General features: G+C 53.6%; 16 protein-coding genes. 4 read left to right on the forward strand and 12 right to left on the reverse strand.

Annotated elements, in window-relative coordinates:
- Positions 1 to 36: 36 nt before the first annotated feature.
- The 10 genes from PFRI_RS17070 to PFRI_RS17120 form a co-directional block, all read right to left on the reverse strand.
- Positions 37 to 621, reverse strand: coding sequence for a hypothetical protein (locus PFRI_RS17070; protein WP_072631913.1), 585 nt, complete (start codon positions 619 to 621; stop codon positions 37 to 39).
- A gap of 83 nt (positions 622 to 704) precedes the next feature.
- A complete protein-coding gene (locus PFRI_RS17075) occupies positions 705 to 1,145 on the reverse strand; it encodes a molybdenum cofactor biosynthesis protein MoaE (RefSeq protein ID WP_072631914.1) in 441 nt (146 codons plus the stop codon).
- Between the two features lie 3 nt (positions 1,146 to 1,148).
- Positions 1,149 to 1,397 carry a molybdopterin converting factor subunit 1 gene (moaD, locus tag PFRI_RS17080; RefSeq protein WP_111445417.1) on the reverse strand — a complete coding sequence of 83 codons (249 nt, stop codon included), beginning with the start codon at positions 1,395 to 1,397 and terminating at the stop codon, positions 1,149 to 1,151.
- On the reverse strand, positions 1,394 to 2,059 hold the full coding sequence (gene pgsA / locus PFRI_RS17085; RefSeq protein ID WP_072631916.1) for a CDP-diacylglycerol--glycerol-3-phosphate 3-phosphatidyltransferase: 666 nt from the start codon (positions 2,057 to 2,059) through the stop codon (positions 1,394 to 1,396). Before pgsA ends, moaD begins: the two co-directional genes overlap by 4 nt.
- Positions 2,060 to 2,114: 55 nt before the next feature.
- Positions 2,115 to 4,322, reverse strand: a complete 2,208-nt coding sequence (locus PFRI_RS17090; RefSeq protein WP_072631917.1) for a DEAD/DEAH box helicase — start codon at positions 4,320 to 4,322, stop codon at positions 2,115 to 2,117.
- A gap of 183 nt (positions 4,323 to 4,505) precedes the next feature.
- Positions 4,506 to 6,392, reverse strand: a complete 1,887-nt coding sequence (uvrC, locus tag PFRI_RS17095; protein ID WP_072631918.1) for an excinuclease ABC subunit UvrC — start codon at positions 6,390 to 6,392, stop codon at positions 4,506 to 4,508.
- Positions 6,393 to 6,727: 335 nt separating this feature from the next.
- Entirely contained in the window at positions 6,728 to 7,684 is a 957-nt protein-coding gene (locus PFRI_RS17100) for a calcium/sodium antiporter (protein ID WP_072631919.1), read from the reverse strand.
- A gap of 172 nt (positions 7,685 to 7,856) precedes the next feature.
- On the reverse strand, positions 7,857 to 8,654 hold the full coding sequence (locus PFRI_RS17110) for a S49 family peptidase (RefSeq protein ID WP_072631986.1): 798 nt from the start codon (positions 8,652 to 8,654) through the stop codon (positions 7,857 to 7,859).
- A 76-nt stretch (positions 8,655 to 8,730) separates the two neighbouring features.
- Positions 8,731 to 9,492, reverse strand: coding sequence for an ABC transporter permease (locus PFRI_RS17115; protein WP_072631920.1), 762 nt, complete (start codon positions 9,490 to 9,492; stop codon positions 8,731 to 8,733).
- Complete coding sequence (locus PFRI_RS17120) at positions 9,489 to 10,418, reverse strand: ABC transporter ATP-binding protein (RefSeq protein ID WP_072631921.1); 930 nt, start codon at positions 10,416 to 10,418, stop codon at positions 9,489 to 9,491. Before PFRI_RS17120 ends, PFRI_RS17115 begins: the two co-directional genes overlap by 4 nt.
- Before the next feature lie 91 nt (positions 10,419 to 10,509).
- Between PFRI_RS17120 and PFRI_RS17125 the strand changes: the two genes are divergently transcribed.
- Positions 10,510 to 11,481 carry a DMT family transporter gene (locus PFRI_RS17125; protein WP_072631922.1) on the forward strand — a complete coding sequence of 324 codons (972 nt, stop codon included), beginning with the start codon at positions 10,510 to 10,512 and terminating at the stop codon, positions 11,479 to 11,481.
- Here PFRI_RS17125 and glpD read toward each other — a convergent pair.
- On the reverse strand, positions 11,478 to 13,028 hold the full coding sequence (gene glpD / locus PFRI_RS17130) for a glycerol-3-phosphate dehydrogenase (RefSeq protein ID WP_072631923.1): 1,551 nt from the start codon (positions 13,026 to 13,028) through the stop codon (positions 11,478 to 11,480). The two genes, PFRI_RS17125 and glpD, sit on opposite strands and share 4 nt — an antisense overlap.
- A 291-nt stretch (positions 13,029 to 13,319) precedes the next feature.
- Between glpD and PFRI_RS17135 the strand changes: the two genes are divergently transcribed.
- The 3 genes from PFRI_RS17135 to PFRI_RS17145 all read left to right on the forward strand — a co-directional run bounded on the left by PFRI_RS17135 (position 13,320) and on the right by PFRI_RS17145 (position 16,802).
- Positions 13,320 to 14,228 carry a GlxA family transcriptional regulator gene (locus PFRI_RS17135; protein ID WP_245812436.1) on the forward strand — a complete coding sequence of 303 codons (909 nt, stop codon included), beginning with the start codon at positions 13,320 to 13,322 and terminating at the stop codon, positions 14,226 to 14,228.
- A gap of 51 nt (positions 14,229 to 14,279) precedes the next feature.
- A complete protein-coding gene (locus PFRI_RS17140) occupies positions 14,280 to 15,206 on the forward strand; it encodes a carbohydrate kinase family protein (RefSeq protein WP_072631925.1) in 927 nt (308 codons plus the stop codon).
- Positions 15,207 to 15,284: 78 nt separating this feature from the next.
- Positions 15,285 to 16,802, forward strand: a complete 1,518-nt coding sequence (locus PFRI_RS17145; protein WP_072631926.1) for a trimethylamine methyltransferase family protein — start codon at positions 15,285 to 15,287, stop codon at positions 16,800 to 16,802.
- Here PFRI_RS17145 and PFRI_RS17150 read toward each other — a convergent pair.
- The gene (locus PFRI_RS17150; protein ID WP_072631927.1) at positions 16,799 to 18,460 is read right to left on the reverse strand and encodes a thiamine pyrophosphate-dependent enzyme; all 1,662 of its coding nucleotides are present in this window, start codon (positions 18,458 to 18,460) and stop codon (positions 16,799 to 16,801) included. The genes PFRI_RS17145 and PFRI_RS17150 overlap by 4 nt on opposite strands.
- Positions 18,461 to 18,496: the final 36 nt, after the last annotated feature.

Below are 18,496 nucleotides of genomic sequence, written 5' to 3' on the forward strand. Positions count from 1 at the left end.
TTCGTGAATCATGACGACAAACCAGCATCAAGGCAATTAATGGGTCCTGAGCCTAGCTCTCGAATAGCCGAAATAGGCAAACCCCACACCGAAGCTGGCGAAAAGGGCGTAGGTCCATCCCGGATATGTGTTGAATTTAAAGGGATATGGGTCGATCAAAAGCGCAAATGCACCAATCAACAAAAACAGATTAAGCGGTGCGATTACCGCGTAAAAGAGCCACACAAACCAAGGCACCAAAGCCTGAACCCAAGCATTCTCGCGCACCACATTATTCTGAACGTTGTCGAGCGCGATGTACCCCATGCCCAGCACAAGGCGCAGCAAATCCAAAGCCGTTGCGACGACCCCTGACGGCGCAGGTGAAATGTCTGCCCAATGGACTTCTGCGAAGACCAGTACTTCGCCCTCATTTGGTCCGTTCATTCGACGTTGATGCGACGGGAAGAGCCCTAATATATGCTCTTTTGTTTCATCCGCATTCACCAGATTTAGAGTGTTGTTTGTGACGGGCCCCGTGAGTTCTAGCTCTTTGCAGGCAGCGCCAACGAATTCGTCCACTGTGTCGCCGGGAACTTGTTCTCCCAACCCATGGACCATAAAAACCACGTGCTTTTTCATAAATGCCTCTATCAAATTCTTAAAATAGAAGCAGGCTATCAACTTCAGGCAGTATTGATAGCGAAAATACTACTTTTCACGTATTACCAACGCTTGAGCGCGTCTTCATCTTCTTGTTTTGATGCGACCCAATCATTGGATGCGAACGTCTGTTCTTTCTTCCAAAACGGCGCGCGTGATTTCAGGAAATCCATCAAGAAGTCCGCCGCTTCAAACGCGTCTTTGCGATGCTTTGAGGCAGTCGCAACCATCATGATCGGCTCATCAGGATGAAGCGGACCATAGCGGTGAATGACCAACACATCCCCAAGATCCCAGCGCGTCATCGCATCAGCCGCGATCTGTTCCAACGCACGCTCTGTCATGCCCGGATAATGCTCTATGTCCATCTGTTTGAGCCCTGCGGCCACATCACGCACGATACCAGTAAAACTCACGATAGCGCCCATATTGGATTGCGCAGCGGTAAACGCATTTAACTCAGCGCCACCGTCAAAGGCGTCTTCTTGAACAATAACACGCACAGGTTAGCCGCCTGTCATAGGCGGGAAGAACGCCACTTCGCGCGCGCCGTTGATCGGGGCGTCAAAGTCAGTCAAATCCTGATCCACGGCGACACGCAGAGCGCTTAAGTCCGAAAAAGCAAGCGCATAGCGCTCTTCGCGTGCGCGCAGCTCCTCGACCAATTCTATGACGGTCGCGGCCTTCGTCTCAACCGTTTCTTTCGGCAGGCCAATCCGCTCGCGCACCCAAGCAAAATAGAGCACATCCATTATGCGTCGTCCTTCAAATGCGGCAGCGCTTTGCGGAAATAATCCCAACCCGTGATTAACGTCAAAGCCGCGGCCAGCCACAAGAGCCATAATCCAACACGTCCCGACCACACCATCCCTTGGTATTTCCAACCAAGGCCTAGCACGTCATCTTCTTCGCCGCTCAGGATTGCTTCGAACATCGCTTGGTCCATGCCCCACGCGGACATGCTTAAATAGTGCTCAAACACGCCTTGGCTAAAGAGGACGGCAATCGCCACCATCTGCGCGGTGGTCTTCCATTTCGCCAGCTTGGTCACCTTCAGAGTTCCAGCGGTATCCCCTAGGAATTCGCGTAGACCAGAGACAAAGACTTCGCGAAACAAGATCATAGTTGCGGGCAAAACAAGCCATGCCGACCACGACGAGAATCCGATAATTACCATCAACGCAATGACAACCATCGCCTTGTCCGCAATCGGATCCAGCATCGCACCCAACTTGGTTTCTTGCTTCCAAGCACGCGCAAGGTAGCCATCCACCCAATCCGTCAGCGCCGCCAAAACAAAGAGGCAAAGAGCGAACCAATCCGCATAAGGACGTGTGAAGTAAAGAAACATCACAGCGACAGCAGGCGCCGCGAGTAATCTAAGCACAGTGAGCATATTGGGGATCGTCATATTCATCCCCAATATCTAAGCGCGCGACGGTGCGCCCGCAAGCCCGCTTCGCGCTTACATTTTATGGCTTACGTGGTGCTTTGCGCATTGGCTTGGCGTCAGGGCCTTTCCCGGCGCGTGTTTTCACCTTGTAAGGTTTGCTTTCACCACTTTTAGGCTTGCCTGCGGCCGCTTTCACACGCGCTTTGCGATCGCCCATAGGTTTGGACGGATCCATAGCGCCTTTGCGCGACTTGGGCTTAGGCGCAGCTGGCGCTTTGTGCGCGACGGCACCCGTATCTACTGCGCTTGGCGCGCGCGCTGGCTTAGACGTGTTCGGCGTGCCCGATTTTGCCGCGTGCTTTGGTGGGCGTGGATCGTTCTTGCCAGGCTTGTCCGCTTTATACGGCGCTTTGCCCTTGGGCTTGTCAAACTTCGGCTTGTCACCATAGCTTGGCTTATCGCCGCGTGGCTTGTCTGCATAGGACGGTTTATCCCCGCGCGGTTTATCGTACTTTGGTTTGTCGCCGCGCGGCCCATCATGGCGAGGGTTGTCGCCACGTGGCTTGTCGTAGCGCGGCTTGTCGCCGCGAGGACGATCTTCGCGTGGGCCTTTGTTGTATGGCTTGGACGCGCCATCAGCCGGTGGACCGTTTGGCGATGAATCGAAGTCAGGCTTGCCCGGTAACTCGGTCAAACTCGCGCCCTGCTCAAGGTCCATACCTTCGCCTAGCTCTTTCTTCATACGCTCAACAGCAGAGGTTTGAACCTCTACAAACGTTTCCTGATACTGAACACGGATCGCGCCAATATCATCCTTAGAGATGTTTCCATTCCGGCACAGCATCGGCAACAACCAGCGTGGCTCAGCCTTGTGCTTGCGCCCCAAAGACAGCGAAAACCACGAGCTTGGTCCGAAGTCACGCGGTGCGCGTGGCTCACGTTTATCGCGCTTGTCTCGTGGACCGCTGTCTTTTACCTCACCCAACTGCTCTGGCGCAGAGTGTTTGGCACGGTGCAAACGCAGGAACGCCGCTGCAATTTGCTCAGGCTTATACTGTGCGAGCAACTTGCCTGCGAAGCTTGTCTCATCCTCAGTCATTGCTTCTGACCAAGATGGATCATTCAACATGCGCTCTTCATCACGCGCATTCACGTCATCAGCAGAGGGCGCATTGCTCCACTCGGCTGTGAGTTTCGCAAACTTGAGCAAACGCTCTGCTTTGGATTTCTGACGGCCCGGTACGATCAGCGCGGAAATACCTTTGCGACCCGCACGACCAGTCCGGCCTGAACGGTGCAACAACGTCTCGCCGTTCGAGGGCAAATCCGCATGGATCACCAACTCAAGATTCGGCAAATCAATCCCGCGCGCAGCAACGTCCGTCGCCACACAAACGCGCGCGCGCCCGTCGCGCATCGCTTGCAAAGCGTGAGTGCGCTCGTTTTGAGACAATTCACCTGACAGCGATACGACGGAAAATCCACGGTTCGAGAAACGCGCAGTCAAACGCGCAACCATGGCTCGGGTGTTCGCAAATACGATTGCATTCTGTGCCTCATAGTAGCGCAGCGTGTTGATAATCGCGTTTTCTGTATCAGACGGTGCAACAGTCATGGCGCGGTAAGTGATATCCGCGTGCTGCGGCCCTTCACCAATCGTCTCAACGCGTTTGGTGTCTTTGCGCTGATACTTCTGTGCCAACTTGGCGATCCCTCGTGGAACCGTAGCCGAGAACATCAACGTGCGACGATCCTGCGGAGTCGCGTCCAAAATATATTCCAGATCTTCCGAGAAACCCATGTCTAGCATTTCATCAGCTTCATCGAGCACAACTGCGCGCAAAGCTGATAGATCAATTGCTCCGCGCATAATGTGATCGCGCAAGCGACCAGGCGTTGCCACAACAATATGCGCACCGCGCTCGAGTGCACGACGTTCTGTGCGCGAATCCATGCCACCAACGGTGGAGGCACACACAACACCCGCAGGCGCAAACAACCAATCAAACTCGCGCTTCACTTGAAGCGCCAATTCGCGCGTGGGAGCGATCACCAAAGCAAGCGGCGTCGCCGCACGTTCAAATCGACCGTTCTCTTCCAAAATCGTAGGCGCAATCGCGAGACCGAAAGCAACGGTCTTACCAGAGCCCGTCTGCGCAGAGACAAGCAAATCCTGATCCAAAAACTCGGGTTGAGACACCTCGACCTGAACCGGTGTCAGCGTTTCATAGCCCTTGGCCTTCAAAGCCTCGTTTAATGTGGGAATTACGTTTTCAAAATCAGTCATTGCATACCTGCCGTTCGAACAAGCCCCGCGCATAGGCTTATTAAGTCCATAAGTATACCCCCTTGACCAAAAATGCCGCAGCGCAGCACATTCCTCTCTTCATAAATATCCCGGGGTTTGGGGCAGCGCCCCATTCTGCCGCTTTAGCGGCTCATCCAGCGCGCGCTTGCGCGCACAATCAGATCACCCTCGTTCATGGAAATAGTCATAGATCACTTGCGCCAAAGCTGCCGAAATCCCATCAACCGCCTTCAAATCCACTAAATTTGCACGCCCGACTGCCTTGGCGGACCCGAAATGTGCGAGCAATGCACGTTTTCGACTAGCCCCGACACCGGGAACATCATCAAGCGGAGTTGCTCCAATTGCCTTTGAACGTTTCGCACGGTGTGTTCCAATCGCGAAACGGTGCACCTCGTCGCGCATGCGCTGGATGAAATACAAAACCGGATCGTTTTGACGCAGCGCAAAAGGACGCTGACCTGTGCGGTAAAACTCTTCCTTGCCCGCATCGCGGTCCACACCTTTGGCTACACCGACCATAGCAATATCACTAACACCATAGAGCTCCATGATCTCGCGCACCGCACTCACTTGCCCTGCACCACCGTCAATCAGCAGCAAATCGGGCCAATCGCCCTTTTCGCGATCAGGGTCTTCTTTAATCAATCGCTTGAACCGTCGAGTCATGACTTCTTTCATCATGCCAAAGTCATCACCGGGTGAGAGGTCTTCGCCTTTGATGTTAAACTTGCGATACGCGTTCTTCACAAAGCCCTCGGGCCCAGCGACGATCATGCCACCAACCGCATGCGCGCCTTGGATGTGTGAGTTGTCATAAACCTCGATCCGCTGCGGCACCTTTTCCAATCCAAACGCCTCAGCGACCCCTTTGAGCAGCTTACTCTGCGCCTGCGTCTCTGCCATTTTCCGCGCGAGGCTCTCACGGGCATTACGCACGGCACCATCCATGATCTCCGCCTTTTCACCGCGTTGGGGCACGATCAACTCCACCTTTTTCCCAAGCTTTTGGGCCAAAGCATCTGCCATCAAATCTTCATTTGCCAAAGCGTGGCTCAACAAAATCTGACGCGGTGGATCCTTGGAGTCGTAAAACTGCCCCATAAAGGCCTCTAACACTTCCGCCTCATCCACATCCGCTGCCAAGCGCGGGTAATAATCCTTGTTGCCCCAGTTCTGGTTTGCACGGATGAAGAAAACCTGCACGCAGGCCTGTCCACCCTCCATATGGAGTGCGATCACATCCGCCTCTGACACACCACGCGGGTTGATCCCTTGCGCAGTCTGAACTTGCGTCAGCGCTTTGATCCGGTCGCGCAGCGCGGCGGCGCGCTCGAACTCCATTTCCTCAGAAGCCTTCGCCATCTGGCCTGCCAACTTCTCTTGAAGCTCTGTCGACTTCCCGGCCAAAAATCGCTCCGCATCGCGCACGGTCTCGGCGTAGTCCTCTTCACTGATTTTCCCGACACACGGCGCGGAACAGCGTTTGATCTGATGCTGTAGACATGGACGTGTGCGCACATCAAAACTGGAATCGCTACAATCGCGTAGCTGAAACGCGCGTTGGAGCTGGTTCAAAGTTCGGTTCACCGCACCCGCAGACGCGAAAGGTCCGTAATAGGCCCCTTTTGCTTTCTTCGCGCCGCGATGTTTAGAGATCATAGGATAGGAATGATCTTTGCTCACCAAAATATTTGGAAAACTTTTGTCGTCACGCAATAAAACATTGTACTTCGGTTTGAGCTGTTTGATCAGGTTCTGTTCAAGCAACAACGCTTCAGTTTCCGTCTTTGTCGTAAGAAACATCATGCTCGCAGTGTGCGAAATCATTGTGGCGATGCGGCCTGAATGGCCCGTTGGGCGCGCATAATTCGACACACGCGCGCGCAGATTTCTTGCTTTGCCCACATACAAAACGCGGCTCTGCTCATCGAGCATGCGGTACACTCCGGGCGAGCTATCAAGGGTCTTGAGATAGCCTTGAATTACCTCGCCTCCGCGCGGTTGCGGTTCGCTCGAGGTCTTTGATGTTTCCTGTGCTTCGCTCATGAAAGATAGATATGATTCTTCAAACTGCGCTGCAATGGCACAAGCGCGCAAGCAAGCAAAAAGGCATCCACCATTCCTGTGGATAACTCTGCGGATAGTTTGCCTTGATCCCAAATTTTTCTTTGCATTTGGCCCACTTCGCTGAACTGCCTAAAAATTAGGCAATTCAGCAACCCCCTGAAAGTAAACAACTAATTAATTAAAAATTTGTAAACACCTGAAAACATTAAGATTTTACTAACGTCTATCATACGCACCGATGAACGGTGCAAAACTTTCGCCTGTCTTTGCCATAGGCAAGGCAACTCAGGCGCGAAGCCTAGGAATTCTAGTTCCTAAAAGAGCACAATCGCGATGTAGCCAAAGTATGCAGCGGTCAAGCCGATGCCCCAAGCGCGGTTGATGTTCCAGCCCCAGAAAACAAACGGGGCGAGCAAAACAGATGCGCCCATCATGACCCACAAATCGAATTTCAAAAACTCGGGCGCAACAGGAATTGGGCCGATCAAAGCCGCGATGCCAACGATCGCAAGCAAGTTGAACATGTTCGAGCCGATAACGCTGCCGAGGACAACATCAGCTTGACGCCGCAACGCAGCCATCGTCGTCGTCGCCAACTCGGGCAACGACGTTCCCAACGCAACCAACGTAAGGCCGATCACTGTTTCACTCACTCCGTATTCGCGCGCAATTGTAGACGCGTTGTCCACCAGCAAGTCCGCCCCAAGAGGAAGGCCCACCAGACCCAAAAGGAGAAATACAATGATTTGCCACCACGGCATATCAGGATCAGCGCCTTCGACCTCTTCTTCATCCTCGACAGCATTCAAAGCAGCGTCCTTGCGGTGCAAATGCGCATCGCGAAAAGCGTCGAACAACACATAAGAAAGTGCAGCCAAAAGTACCAACGCCTGCCATGTCCCAAAGCTACCAGTGAAGGCCAAAGCGATAAACAAAACCGTCGCAAGCATCATGAAAATATAGGTTTTGCGCGTATTGCATTCGGATGTGTGAAGCGTCGCAAGAATTGCGGGGAACCCCAAAACCAACAAGATATTCGCGGTGTTCGAACCAACCACATTGCCCATGGCAATGTCGGGTTTGCCATCAAGAACAGAGTTAATGGCTATCAAAAGCTCAGGTGCCGACGTGCCAAAAGCAACAATCGTTAAGCTTACGATCAAGGCAGGAATACCTACGCGCAGACTTAGGTTCACAGCCCCTTTGACAAGCGCATCGCCTGCCAGAAGCAAGATCACCAAACCCAACGCGCACAGGAGCCATGCCATCATGATCTACCCTTTTCCCTTAGTACAACTGCATGGCCCGCGCCCAATCTTAAAGCGCCCACACTTGATACATTTGGCGTTACGCAATTGTTTTTGCCCCGGAAACGTGAGTTTCCCGAACATCGCAAGCACGCCCATGCCAACCAGAAAAAGTGTGACAATTTTAAAGATCACATCAAAGCCCAAACCGCGCGAATTGCACGCGTTCTTCGATGCCTGACAATGCATCATTTGCAAACTGCGCACCAAAGCGGCTCATGAAGCTGCGTTTTGGACCGTAGCGTTTGAAGTTTACTTTATCGCCAAAGCGCGCCTTCATCGCAGGCACAAGATGGGCGATACCATCAATCAAGCCAACCTCTTTCGCAGCGTCACCGACCCAAATTTCGCCCGTGAACAATTCGCGTGCTTTATCGAGCTTGTCCCCACGACGCTTTTGGACGTGGCGTATGAAATTGGTGTGGATTTGCTCCAGCATCACTTTCAGACGCGCGACATCTTCCTCTGCTTCAGGCTTGAACGGATCTAGCATGGATTTGGACGTGCCAGCCGTATAAACGCGCCGCTCAATACCTTGTTTAGCAAGGAAAACATGCGCGCCGAAACCCGCAGAAATAACCCCGATGGAGCCGACAACAGAGCTTTCGTCTGCATAAATCTCATCAGCCGCTGCCGCGAGCCAATAGCCCCCTGACGCAGCAACATCTTCTACAAATGCGATGACTGGGATTTCTTTTTCCTCAGACAGCCGACGAATACGTGCCCCGATCAAAGAACTTTGTACCGGACTGCCGCCGGGCGAATTGATCTGTAGCGCAACCGCATCCGGTTTGCCGCGCGAGAACGCTTTTTCTAACACGGGCGCGAGTGATTGATCATTCAACGCACCGCGACCATTGCCGCCGATGACGCCAGACAGGCGCACAACCGCGACTGTTGGCTCTGATTTTAGGAAGGGAATAAATCTTTTCATTTTCTCGATGTAGATTGCCCAAGTGCGCGAAACAAGGTGCGCCGATTTAATAATACGTTCTGTTTCACCTTTGGGCTCATTTACGGATACGCCAGCCTGTTTTGAAGATCCACCAAACAGCAACCATGCACAGCGCGGTAAAGCCTGCGATTGCCAGCAAACTCAGGCCAATCGGCACATCCGCCATGCCGAAAAACGACCAACGGAAACCTGAAATCAGATACACAACAGGGTTAAAGAGCGTGATCGTTTGCCAGATCGGTGGCAACATCGAGATGGAGTAGAACGAGCCACCCAAGAACACCAAAGGTGTGACAACCAGCAATGGGATCAATTGAAGCTGCTCAAAGTTCTGCGCCCAGATGCCGATGATAAAGCCGAATAGCGAGAAACTCACACAGGTCAGCACCATAAATGCCATCATCGCAAACGGGTGTTGGATCTGCAAATCAACGAACAATGCAGAGGTCGCTAGAATAACGATGCCGATGAACAGCGCCTTTGTTGCCGCGGCACCCACATAGCCGATTACAATCTCCAAGAAGTTCACAGGCGCGGAGAGCAATTCATAGATCGTGCCGATAAATTTCGGGAAATATATCCCGAAAGAAGCATTAGAAATCGCCTGCGTCATGACACTGAGCATAATGAGACCGGGCACGATGAATGCGCCGTAGCTGACACCATCGACTTGATCGATACGACTACCAATCGCAGCACCGAAGACCACGAAGTAAAGCGAGGTCGAGATGACAGGTGAGATAAAGCTCTGCATCAAAGTGCGGAAAAAACGCGCCATTTCAAATGTATAGATCGACCTGATTGCCTGCCAATTCATGCTGCGTCCTCCGCGACGAGACCGACAAAGATATCCTCAAGGCTCGACTGTTTGGTTTGTAGATCGCTCATGCTGAGACCCGCTTTAGCAATATCTGCGAGCAGTCCGGTGATACCTGTTCGCTCTGCGCGCGTGTCATAGGTGTAGAGCAGCGCATTGCCATCGCGCACCAATTCCAGCTCATATTTGGCAAGGCTATCAGGCACGCCGTCTAGCGGCGCGCTGAGATCAATCTGCAACTGCTTTTGCCCCATGCGGGTCATAAGCGCTTGTTTTTCCTCAACCAAAAGCAACTCGCCTTTGGCGATGACACCGATGCGATCCGCAATCGCTTCTGCCTCTTCGATGTAGTGGGTTGTCAGAATAATTGTCGTGCCGCTCGCCTTCAGACCCGCCACGATTTCCCACATGTCTTTGCGCAACTCCACATCGACGCCAGCCGTCGGCTCATCAAGAAAGAGCACCTCGGGTTCATGGCTCAGCGCTTTGGCAATCAACACGCGCCGCTTCATCCCGCCCGAGAGTTCCATGATGCGATTGTCTTTTTTGTCCCATAGCGAAAGCTGGCGCAGGATCTTTTCCAAATACGCATCGTCCTTGGGCTTGCCGAACAAGCCGCGCGAAAAACGGACAGTGTTGATAACCCGCTCGAATGGCTCAAGGTTTATCTCTTGCGGCACAAGCCCGATCATACGACGTGCTTCACGATACCCTTTAACAATATCGTGCCCGCCCACAGTGACTGTGCCACTGGTGCCCTCGGTAATTCCGCAAATTGTTGAGATTAGCGTGGTTTTTCCGGCGCCATTGGGACCAAGTAGTGCTAAAATTTCGCCTTGCACGATCGAGAGCGTGACGCCTTTCAGCGCCTCAAAGCCATCGTCATACCGCTTCACCAGATCGCGCACGCTTAGAATTTCTGACATTTTTGCCCCCTGCTTGCGACATGCCTATCTGCTTATGTTACCAGTCGCAAACAGACTGGCGTTGTGCGCACAAGGTAGATAGGCAAAGGGCATGACAACGCGCGACACCTCAACCGCTGGCATCCTGTTCATCCTGATCGGTATGACCGCAATTTCCTTAAATGATGTGCTAATCAAGCAGCTTTCAGGTGGTTATCCGCTGCATCAACTGGTCTTCACGCGCTCGTTCTTGGGATTGTTTATCTCTTTCATATTTCTGCACATGGAAGGGGGGTGGTCATTGCTCAAGACCTCGACACCCGGTTTGCATCTGTTGCGCGCCTTGATGGTCGTTCTGTCTAACATGTCGTTTTTCGCTGCTATCGCAGTGTTGCCTTTGGCTGAAACCACCGCTTTGTTCTTTGCAGCGCCTTTGATGATCACCTTGCTCTCTATTCTGATTCTGGGTGAAAAGGTCGGCCCGATGCGCCTGAGTGCGGTTTTGATCGGCTTTATCGGTGTTTTGATTATGCAAAGGCCTTGGCAAAGTCTGGGTGACACGGATGCGAACCGTCTTGTCCTATTGCTGCCGATCATTGCTGCGCTGACATACGCTATTAACCAAGTGATGACCCGCAAATTAGGCGTAAGCAGCAAAGCCTCGGCCATGGCGATTTATATTCAATGTACGTTTATCATCGTCTCTGCTGGCTTTTTTCTGGTGGCTGGCGATGGACGCTTTGCCCAAGGGGTCGAGAATGGCGCTGTCGTCTTTTTGCTGCGCGCATGGGAATGGCCGCCTGCTGGCGATTGGCCCTTTATGTTCGGGCTTGGCTTTTTATCTGCTATCGTCGGCTATTGCTTGGGCCAAGCTTACCGTGTCAGTAGTGCGGCCACAGTCGCCCCATTTGAGTACATCGGACTGCCGCTGGCAGTGATCTGGGGCTTTTTCATCTTTGGTGAATTGCCAGACCTTGCGGTCAGCTTTGGCATCATCCTGATTATGGGCGCGGGTCTGTTCGTGTTCTTGCGCGAACGCATGCTCGCACGGCGCATCACACGCCCGACAAACATGCTTCGTTAAGCGGTCATATAAGCATTGATACGCGCAACTTGTGCGGGGGTTAAACGCAGGCCAAGCTTGCTGCGCCGCCAACAGACATCTTCACCCGTCCGCGCAAATTCGTGTGCTTTGAGCCAATCAAGTTCACGCGCAGTGATACTCGCACCGAAATCCTCACCCAAGTCATCGAGCGTTTTCGCATCCGCCAACATACCCGCAGCGTCAGTGCCATAAGCACGCACAAGGCGGCGCGCCCAAGGTTCGTTTAGGAAGGGATAGCTGGCTTGCAATTTTGCGATGAGCGCAGGCACGCCATCCACAGGAAAGTCACCACCGGGCATAGAGACACCCGCGGTCCAATTGCCGCTAAGTCCTTCGAACTGAGTGCTGATCTTCGCCAAAGCGCTTTCCGCAAGACGGCGGTACGTCGTGATCTTGCCGCCGAAAATATTGAGCAAAGGTGCTGCAGTGTCATCCAGCTTCAACGTATAATCCCGCGTCGCTGCGGAAGCATTATCCGCACCATCATCGTAAAGCGGGCGCACGCCTGAATAGGTCCACACAATTTCATCACGCGTGACAGGCTTCGCGAAGTAATTGGACGCAAAAGCGCAAAGGTAATCCTTTTCTTCGGGGGTACACTCAGGTTTTTGAGAAGGATCACTGTGATCTGCATCCGTCGTGCCGATCAAAGTGAAGTCGTTCTCGTAAGGAATGGCGAAGATAATCCGGCCGTCTTCGCCTTGAAAGAAGTAGCATTTGTCGTGCTCATAAAGCTTGGGCACCACGATATGCGAGCCGCGCACAAGTCGCACACCTTCGCGGCTGTTCAGGCCCAAAGTACCGTTCAGAACATCACCGACCCAAGGGCCAGCGGCGTTTACGATCATCTTGGCTGTCACCTCGCGCGCGCCTTCGCCGTCCTCAAGCGTTACGGCCCAATGATCATCTCTGCGCAGCGCGCCAGTAACTTTGGTGCGCACCATAATATCAGCGCCGCGCGCTTGTGCGTCGCGCGCATTCAGAACCACAAGGCGCGAATCCTCGACCCAACAATCGGAATACTCATAGGCTTTGGTGAAGCGATCATTCAGCACCGCGCCTTCAACGCCTGAACGTAGATCAAGTGTGAACGTCGCAGGCAGAATTTTGCGCCCACCAAGATTATCATACATAAACAGACCAAGCCTGATGAGCCATGCAGGGCGACGCCCTTTCATCCATGGCATCACAAAGCTAAGCAGTTTGGACGTTGGCGTTGTGCTCTCGAACCGCATGTCTTTGTGATAGGGCAGCACAAACCGCATAGGCCATGAGATATGCGGCATTGCGCGCAAAAGCGTTTCACGCTCTATCAAAGCTTCCCGCACAAGACGGACCTCGAAATATTCCAAATAGCGCAAACCGCCGTGAAACAGCTTGGTCGAAGCACTAGATGTTGCAGAGGCAAGATCGTTCATCTCGGCCAAGCCCACGCGCAGCCCGCGACCCGCTGCATCCCGCGCGATGCCGCAGCCATTGATGCCACCGCCGATAATCAGCAAATCGTAGTCAAAGTCCTGCGCCATGAAAAATGCCCTTTACCGCTTTCGAGTCTGTGTGTTGATGCTCATTTAGCGCAATCACCCGTTCTCTGCCACACCTGCACTTCAATGGATCGAGCGCGTCGCCTCTATTTCGTTACTACCTTGGGTCATTTGATGTCTTTTCAATGTGATATTATGCGCTGTATCACTGTTTGAACCGCCAAAGCCCGATGGAGACGTCCGCTGCCCAGAGTTGAGCGAAATACAGAACGTGCCATACCGCAAGAGCGCGATACGTCTATTCGTAGCGCGCTTTACACGTTTGAAATTTACGTGGGCAATCGGTTTTGCGAGTACGAGACGGCGGCTATCACGCGCACGTTGAAAATAGCGAATGAAGTCCTTGGTGGTGCAGTTTTTCACTGGCGATATGTCTCTGAGACGCCCGGGCTTTTGAACGGCGATTGCGGTATGATTGTGCGTGCAGAGCCTGTCGTGAAAGATCACGAGCTATCGGATGTGTTGATAATTGTCGGCGGCCATAGTGGTGGTGATGCGCAATGGTTTTCGCGCCTGCGTCAGATGACACGGATCTCGCGCCTTTGCGTTTTGCTCTCTGATGCAGCGACCGCCTACATCAAACGCACGAAATCACCCACGGGAAAAGTCACGACCCATTGGCGCGACGCACTTTCGCTGGCGGAAACCGGCGATCATCCGAACCTGACCAACAGCCTGTCAGAGAAATCTGGAAGCGTGATCACGGCAGCTGGAACAGGCGCGACCGAAGAGTTGATCATCTCGCTTTTGCAGCCTCAGCTTAGCACTGCTGATGTTGCCGAACTCAGCAATCGACTGGTTCTTCCGATGGTTCGTACAGCGCACGCGGATCAACCCAAGGACATCACCAAACTCCCTGCTCTTTCTGATACGCGCGTGCGATCAGCGGTGAAAGCTATGGAAGACTCGCTTGAGATGCCTTTCAACATCTACGAGCTTGCCAATGATATCGGCGTTTCCACCCGCCACCTTGAGCGCATGTTCAAAGATGTTTTCAATCAAACGCCAGCCCGCTTTTACAAGCAATTGCGCACCAAACGTGCGCGCGCTTTGGTTGAAGACACGCAGCTTTCCATGATGGAAATCGCAGTGGCCACAGGGTTTGGCTCTAGCAGCTCCTTGAACGAAGCAATCAAGAAAGAATATGGTGTCACAGCCACAAAAATGCGTGCGCGACGATGAAAATCGTGTATGTGAGCGCTAACATTTTACTTTGAGAACAGGACGAAGACGATGATCTTGAACTGCGGCGAAGCGTTGATCGATATGGTTGCGGGCAAAACGAGCGATGACCAAGCAGCGTTTGTGCCTCATTCTGGCGGAGCCGTGATGAACACGGCCGTGGCGTTGGGTCGCCTCGGCGTGCCGTCAGGCTTTTTCGCAGGTCTGTCGTCAGACTTCTTCGGCGCGCAGCTCAAAGCGCATCTTGAAGCAAGCCATGTGTCCTATGACCTCTGCCCCATCAGCGACGCCGCGACGACACTCGCCTTTGTGCAACTCGTCAACGGCCAAGCGAAATATACGTTTTTCGATGAAAACACCGCTTTGCGCGGGCTGTCGACCAACGATATTCCGACTTTGCCCGACGATATTGACGCCCTGTTTTTTGGCGGGATATCCCTCGCTTATGGCTCCTGCGCGGAGGCGTATGAGGCAATGCTTCTCAGCGCAACAGATACCCATGTGACGATGATCGACCCCAACATTCGCCCAAGCTTTGTGCGCGATGAAGCCTCGTTCAGAGCGCGCATTGAGCGGATGGTCAGCGCAAGCGACATCGTGAAACTCAGTGACGAAGATCTCGAATGGATCGCTGGTGCCGGCGACATCGCCACGAATGCGCGCGCGCTGCTTGCCAAGGGCCCCAAGTTGGTTTTGATCACTCAAGGCAGCGAAGGTGCGACAGCATATCACGCCGATTACGACGTGTTCGTCCCCACAATTCCAGTCGATCTGAGCAATTCCGATACCATCGGCGCGGGCGATACGTTCAATGCAGGTGTGCTTGCGTCGCTGCACGAAGCAGGCTTGATGAACAAAGAGGCCATCGCGAACTTGAGCAAACAAGACGCTGAAAACGCAGTGTCCTACGGCATGAAAGCCGCAAGCATTACCGTATCGCGCAAAGGAGCGAACCCGCCTTGGAAGCATGAACTCTAAACGCTAAGCGCGAATACTTATTGCATTCGACAGCACTCGCAGATCAAGGTTGCGCGATACACTTCGCAAAGGCCTTTAATGTCAGATGCTCCTCGCCGCTCCGGTCGTAAAGCCCGCTTGAAACAGCGCGCGGCACCGCCTGTTGTGAATCCTGCTCCCCCCGGTCAAATTGGTGGCCTTTATCGCCCTTTGAGCGAAAAGGACATGCACGACATTTACGCCACCGCCTTGCGTTTGCTTAGCGATTTAGGCATGGGCGAAGTCCCTAGACGGCTTTGGGATGATCTGATTTCGGCTGGCGCGTCTGACCTTGGAAATGGCCGCATTGGTCTGCCCAACACACTGGTTGAGGATACGATTTCTGGAGCCGCGAAACGCTTTACGTTGCATGGCCGCGATCCTGCGCGTTCCATCGACGTCGGTGGCAAAAACGTTTACTTTGGTACTGGCGGCGCTGCGGTGAACACGTTGGATCTAGACACTGGGCTCTATCGTCCCTCGACCCTGCGTGATCTGCATGATTTCACCCGTCTGCAAGACACGCTCGACAATGTCGCCTGGTTCACGCGCTGCTGTATTGCGACGGATGTACCGGATCCTTTCGAACTCGATGTGACCACCGCCTATGCGCTGATGAAAAACACGAGCAAACCCGTCGCAACAGCATTCACACTCGCGCAACACGTTGATCCAATTGTGAAAATGTTCGATATCGTGGCGGGTGGTGACGGTAAATTTGCGAGACAACCGTTCCTTAAAACCCACATCAGCCCTGTGATTTCCCCGATGCGCTTTGGCGAGGATGCGGTGGATGTGGTTTACAAATGCATCGAACATAATATCCCTATGTCTTGCATCACCGCCGCACAGGCGGGCGCAACAGCACCTGCCACTTTGGCTGGCTTTTTAGCGCAATCGCTTGCCGAAACCTTGGCGAGTTTGGTGATGGTGAACGTCATTTCGCCAGGCTTTCCTATGATTTTTTCTAATTGGCCTTTGGTCATTGATCTACGCAGTGGCGCGTTTGCAGGCGGCGGTGGCGAAACAACCGTCCTTAACGCCGCCTCAGCGCAACTCTCTAACTGGCTCGGCTTGCCCTCTGGTGTGGCGTGTTCGATGACCGACGCCAAAGCCATCGATGCGCAATACGGCGTCGAAAAAGGAATGACGTCGCTCGCAGCGGCCCTCGCGGGCGGCAATTTAATCTATGAGAGTTCGGGCATGACCGCCGCGCTACTTGGCGCGAGTTTCGAAGCGTTTGTCTTGGATGACGATATGCACGCGATGACCTACCGCGCGTTACGTGGCATCGGGGTCAGCGAAGAAAACCTCGGCTATGATGCGATTTGCGAGGCGATTTTGGGCGATGGTCATTTCCTTGGATCAGGCCAAACCCACGCAGCGATGGAACGTGATTACCACTACCCCAAACTCGCGGATCGCGAACAACCGCGTACTTGGGCAGAAGCGGGTGCGCAGGATGCTTGGAGCCGCGCAAACACCCGTGCACGCGCAATTTTAGAAGATCACCATCCGAATTATTTAAGCGCGGAACAGGACCAACAGATCAGGGCAATCTTCAACGTGCAAGACTAGCCACTTTTCGCCAGCCACTTTCCAGGCGCGATCAGGTTGGTGTCCTGCATCACTTCGATCAAATTGATCCCACCGCGCGCACGTGCATCCCTGAGCGCGGGCTTGAATTCATCCACGTTTTCAACTCGAACAGCATACGCTCCGAAGGAACGCGCAAAGTCACAGAAATCAGGGTTGATCATCTCCGTACCTGACACACGGCCCGGAAATTCGCGTTCCTGATGCGCACGGATCGTACCGTATCGCGCGTTATTGACTACGATCACGGTCAGGCGCAGATCGTGTTGCGCGGCTGTCGCAAGCTCTTGACAGGTCATCATAAAACACCCGTCTCCAGCTATAGCATAGACCTCGCGTTCGGGCGCACTGACCGCTGCGGCGACACCGGCGGGCAGGCCGTATCCCATTGAGCCAGAGGTGGGCGCAAGCTGTGATCCAGCGCTGCGATATTTATAGAAACGATGCAGCCATGCAGCGTAATTGCCTGCTCCATTGCACAAGATAGCGTCGTCGGGCAGCGCTTCGTTCAGGTGTGCAAAGATGGGCGCGAGCGGATCATCAGCGACGGCTTCGGGCGATATGTAACTCTCGAACCTTCGGCGCAATTCTTGAGTGCGCATGCTGAAATCTGCCTCTGCGATTGGATCCCAATCCGCCATTGCCGCACAAAAACTCTCCATATCCGCCGCAAGCCCAAGGGCGGGCTCATAGACGCGACCGAGCTCTTCTGGCTGCGGGAATACATGCACCAGATCTTGCTCGATCACAGGTGGTTTGAGCCATGTATACCCCTGCGTCGTCATTTCACCCAACCGCGGACCAATCGCGAGCAGCAGGTCCGTTTCGGCCAAAGCCTCTTTGAGATACGGCGTTGGGCCGACACTGAAATGACCCACATAATTTGGATGATTGTTATTCATCAACGCTTGGCATCGCAGAGAGACCGTTACGGGCAGCCCTTGCTTTTGAGCAAAGCTTTCAAGGGCATTTATGCCCTTCTCGGTCCAACCACCGCCGCCTGCCATGATCAGTGGTTTTTTCGCTGACGCTAACCGCTCTCGCAACTCGCCCATTGCATCTACGCTAGGTTGATATCGCGGCGCAGTCACTTTGCGTGGGGCTTTTGGAACGGCAATGTCTTCATAGAGCATGTCCTCCGGTAGCGCCAAAACTACAGGGCCGGGACGCCCTGACAAAGCCACGCGATAAGCCCTCGAAATATATTCCTGAAGGCGCGAAGGGTCATCAATTTCGGCGACCCATTTGGCGACTTGACCAAACATGCGACGGTAGTCAAGCTCTTGAAAAGCCTCACGCTCTACCATTTCACGCGCCACTTGACCGATGAACATAATCATCGGGGTGCTATCTTGATAGGCCACATGCAAACCCGCGCTTGCGTTCGTCGCCCCGGGGCCACGCGTGACCATGCAAATACCGGCTCGCCCCGTCAATTTAGCATGCGCATCCGCAGCCATCGCAGCCCCACCTTCCTGACGACAGGTGATAAAGGCGATCTCGTCCTCGCGCTCATAGAGTGCATCTAAAACAGGCAAATAGCTCTCACCGGGTACGCCAAAGACATGGGTGCTGCCCTGCGCCACCAAAAGATCCACAAGATGATCCGCCGCGCGGCGTGTGTTTGCTTGAGAGGTCATGACGGATCCTTATTTGACGAAGCAACGGTCTTCAAA

Origin of the sequence: Planktotalea frisia, assembly GCF_001890925.1 — a bacterium.
GTDB lineage: Bacteria > Pseudomonadota > Alphaproteobacteria > Rhodobacterales > Rhodobacteraceae > Planktotalea > Planktotalea frisia.

Excerpts from the sequence above, each read along its gene's own strand:
- PFRI_RS17070 (WP_072631913.1), bottom strand. The coding sequence starts at position 621 with ATGAAAAAGCACGTGGTTTTTATGGTCCATGGGTTGGGAGAACAAGTT.
- pgsA (WP_072631916.1), bottom strand. The coding sequence starts at position 2,059 with ATGAATATGACGATCCCCAATATGCTCACTGTGCTTAGATTACTCGCG.
- PFRI_RS17090 (WP_072631917.1), bottom strand. The coding sequence starts at position 4,322 with ATGACTGATTTTGAAAACGTAATTCCCACATTAAACGAGGCTTTGAAG.
- uvrC (WP_072631918.1), bottom strand. The coding sequence starts at position 6,392 with ATGAGCGAAGCACAGGAAACATCAAAGACCTCGAGCGAACCGCAACCG.
- PFRI_RS17100 (WP_072631919.1), bottom strand. The coding sequence starts at position 7,684 with ATGATGGCATGGCTCCTGTGCGCGTTGGGTTTGGTGATCTTGCTTCTG.
- PFRI_RS17110 (WP_072631986.1), bottom strand. The coding sequence starts at position 8,654 with ATGAAAAGATTTATTCCCTTCCTAAAATCAGAGCCAACAGTCGCGGTT.
- PFRI_RS17115 (WP_072631920.1), bottom strand. The coding sequence starts at position 9,492 with ATGAATTGGCAGGCAATCAGGTCGATCTATACATTTGAAATGGCGCGT.
- PFRI_RS17120 (WP_072631921.1), bottom strand. The coding sequence starts at position 10,418 with ATGTCAGAAATTCTAAGCGTGCGCGATCTGGTGAAGCGGTATGACGAT.
- PFRI_RS17125 (WP_072631922.1), top strand. The coding sequence starts at position 10,510 with ATGACAACGCGCGACACCTCAACCGCTGGCATCCTGTTCATCCTGATC.
- glpD (WP_072631923.1), bottom strand. The coding sequence starts at position 13,028 with ATGGCGCAGGACTTTGACTACGATTTGCTGATTATCGGCGGTGGCATC.
- PFRI_RS17140 (WP_072631925.1), top strand. The coding sequence starts at position 14,280 with ATGATCTTGAACTGCGGCGAAGCGTTGATCGATATGGTTGCGGGCAAA.
- PFRI_RS17145 (WP_072631926.1), top strand. The coding sequence starts at position 15,285 with ATGTCAGATGCTCCTCGCCGCTCCGGTCGTAAAGCCCGCTTGAAACAG.
- PFRI_RS17150 (WP_072631927.1), bottom strand. The coding sequence starts at position 18,460 with ATGACCTCTCAAGCAAACACACGCCGCGCGGCGGATCATCTTGTGGAT.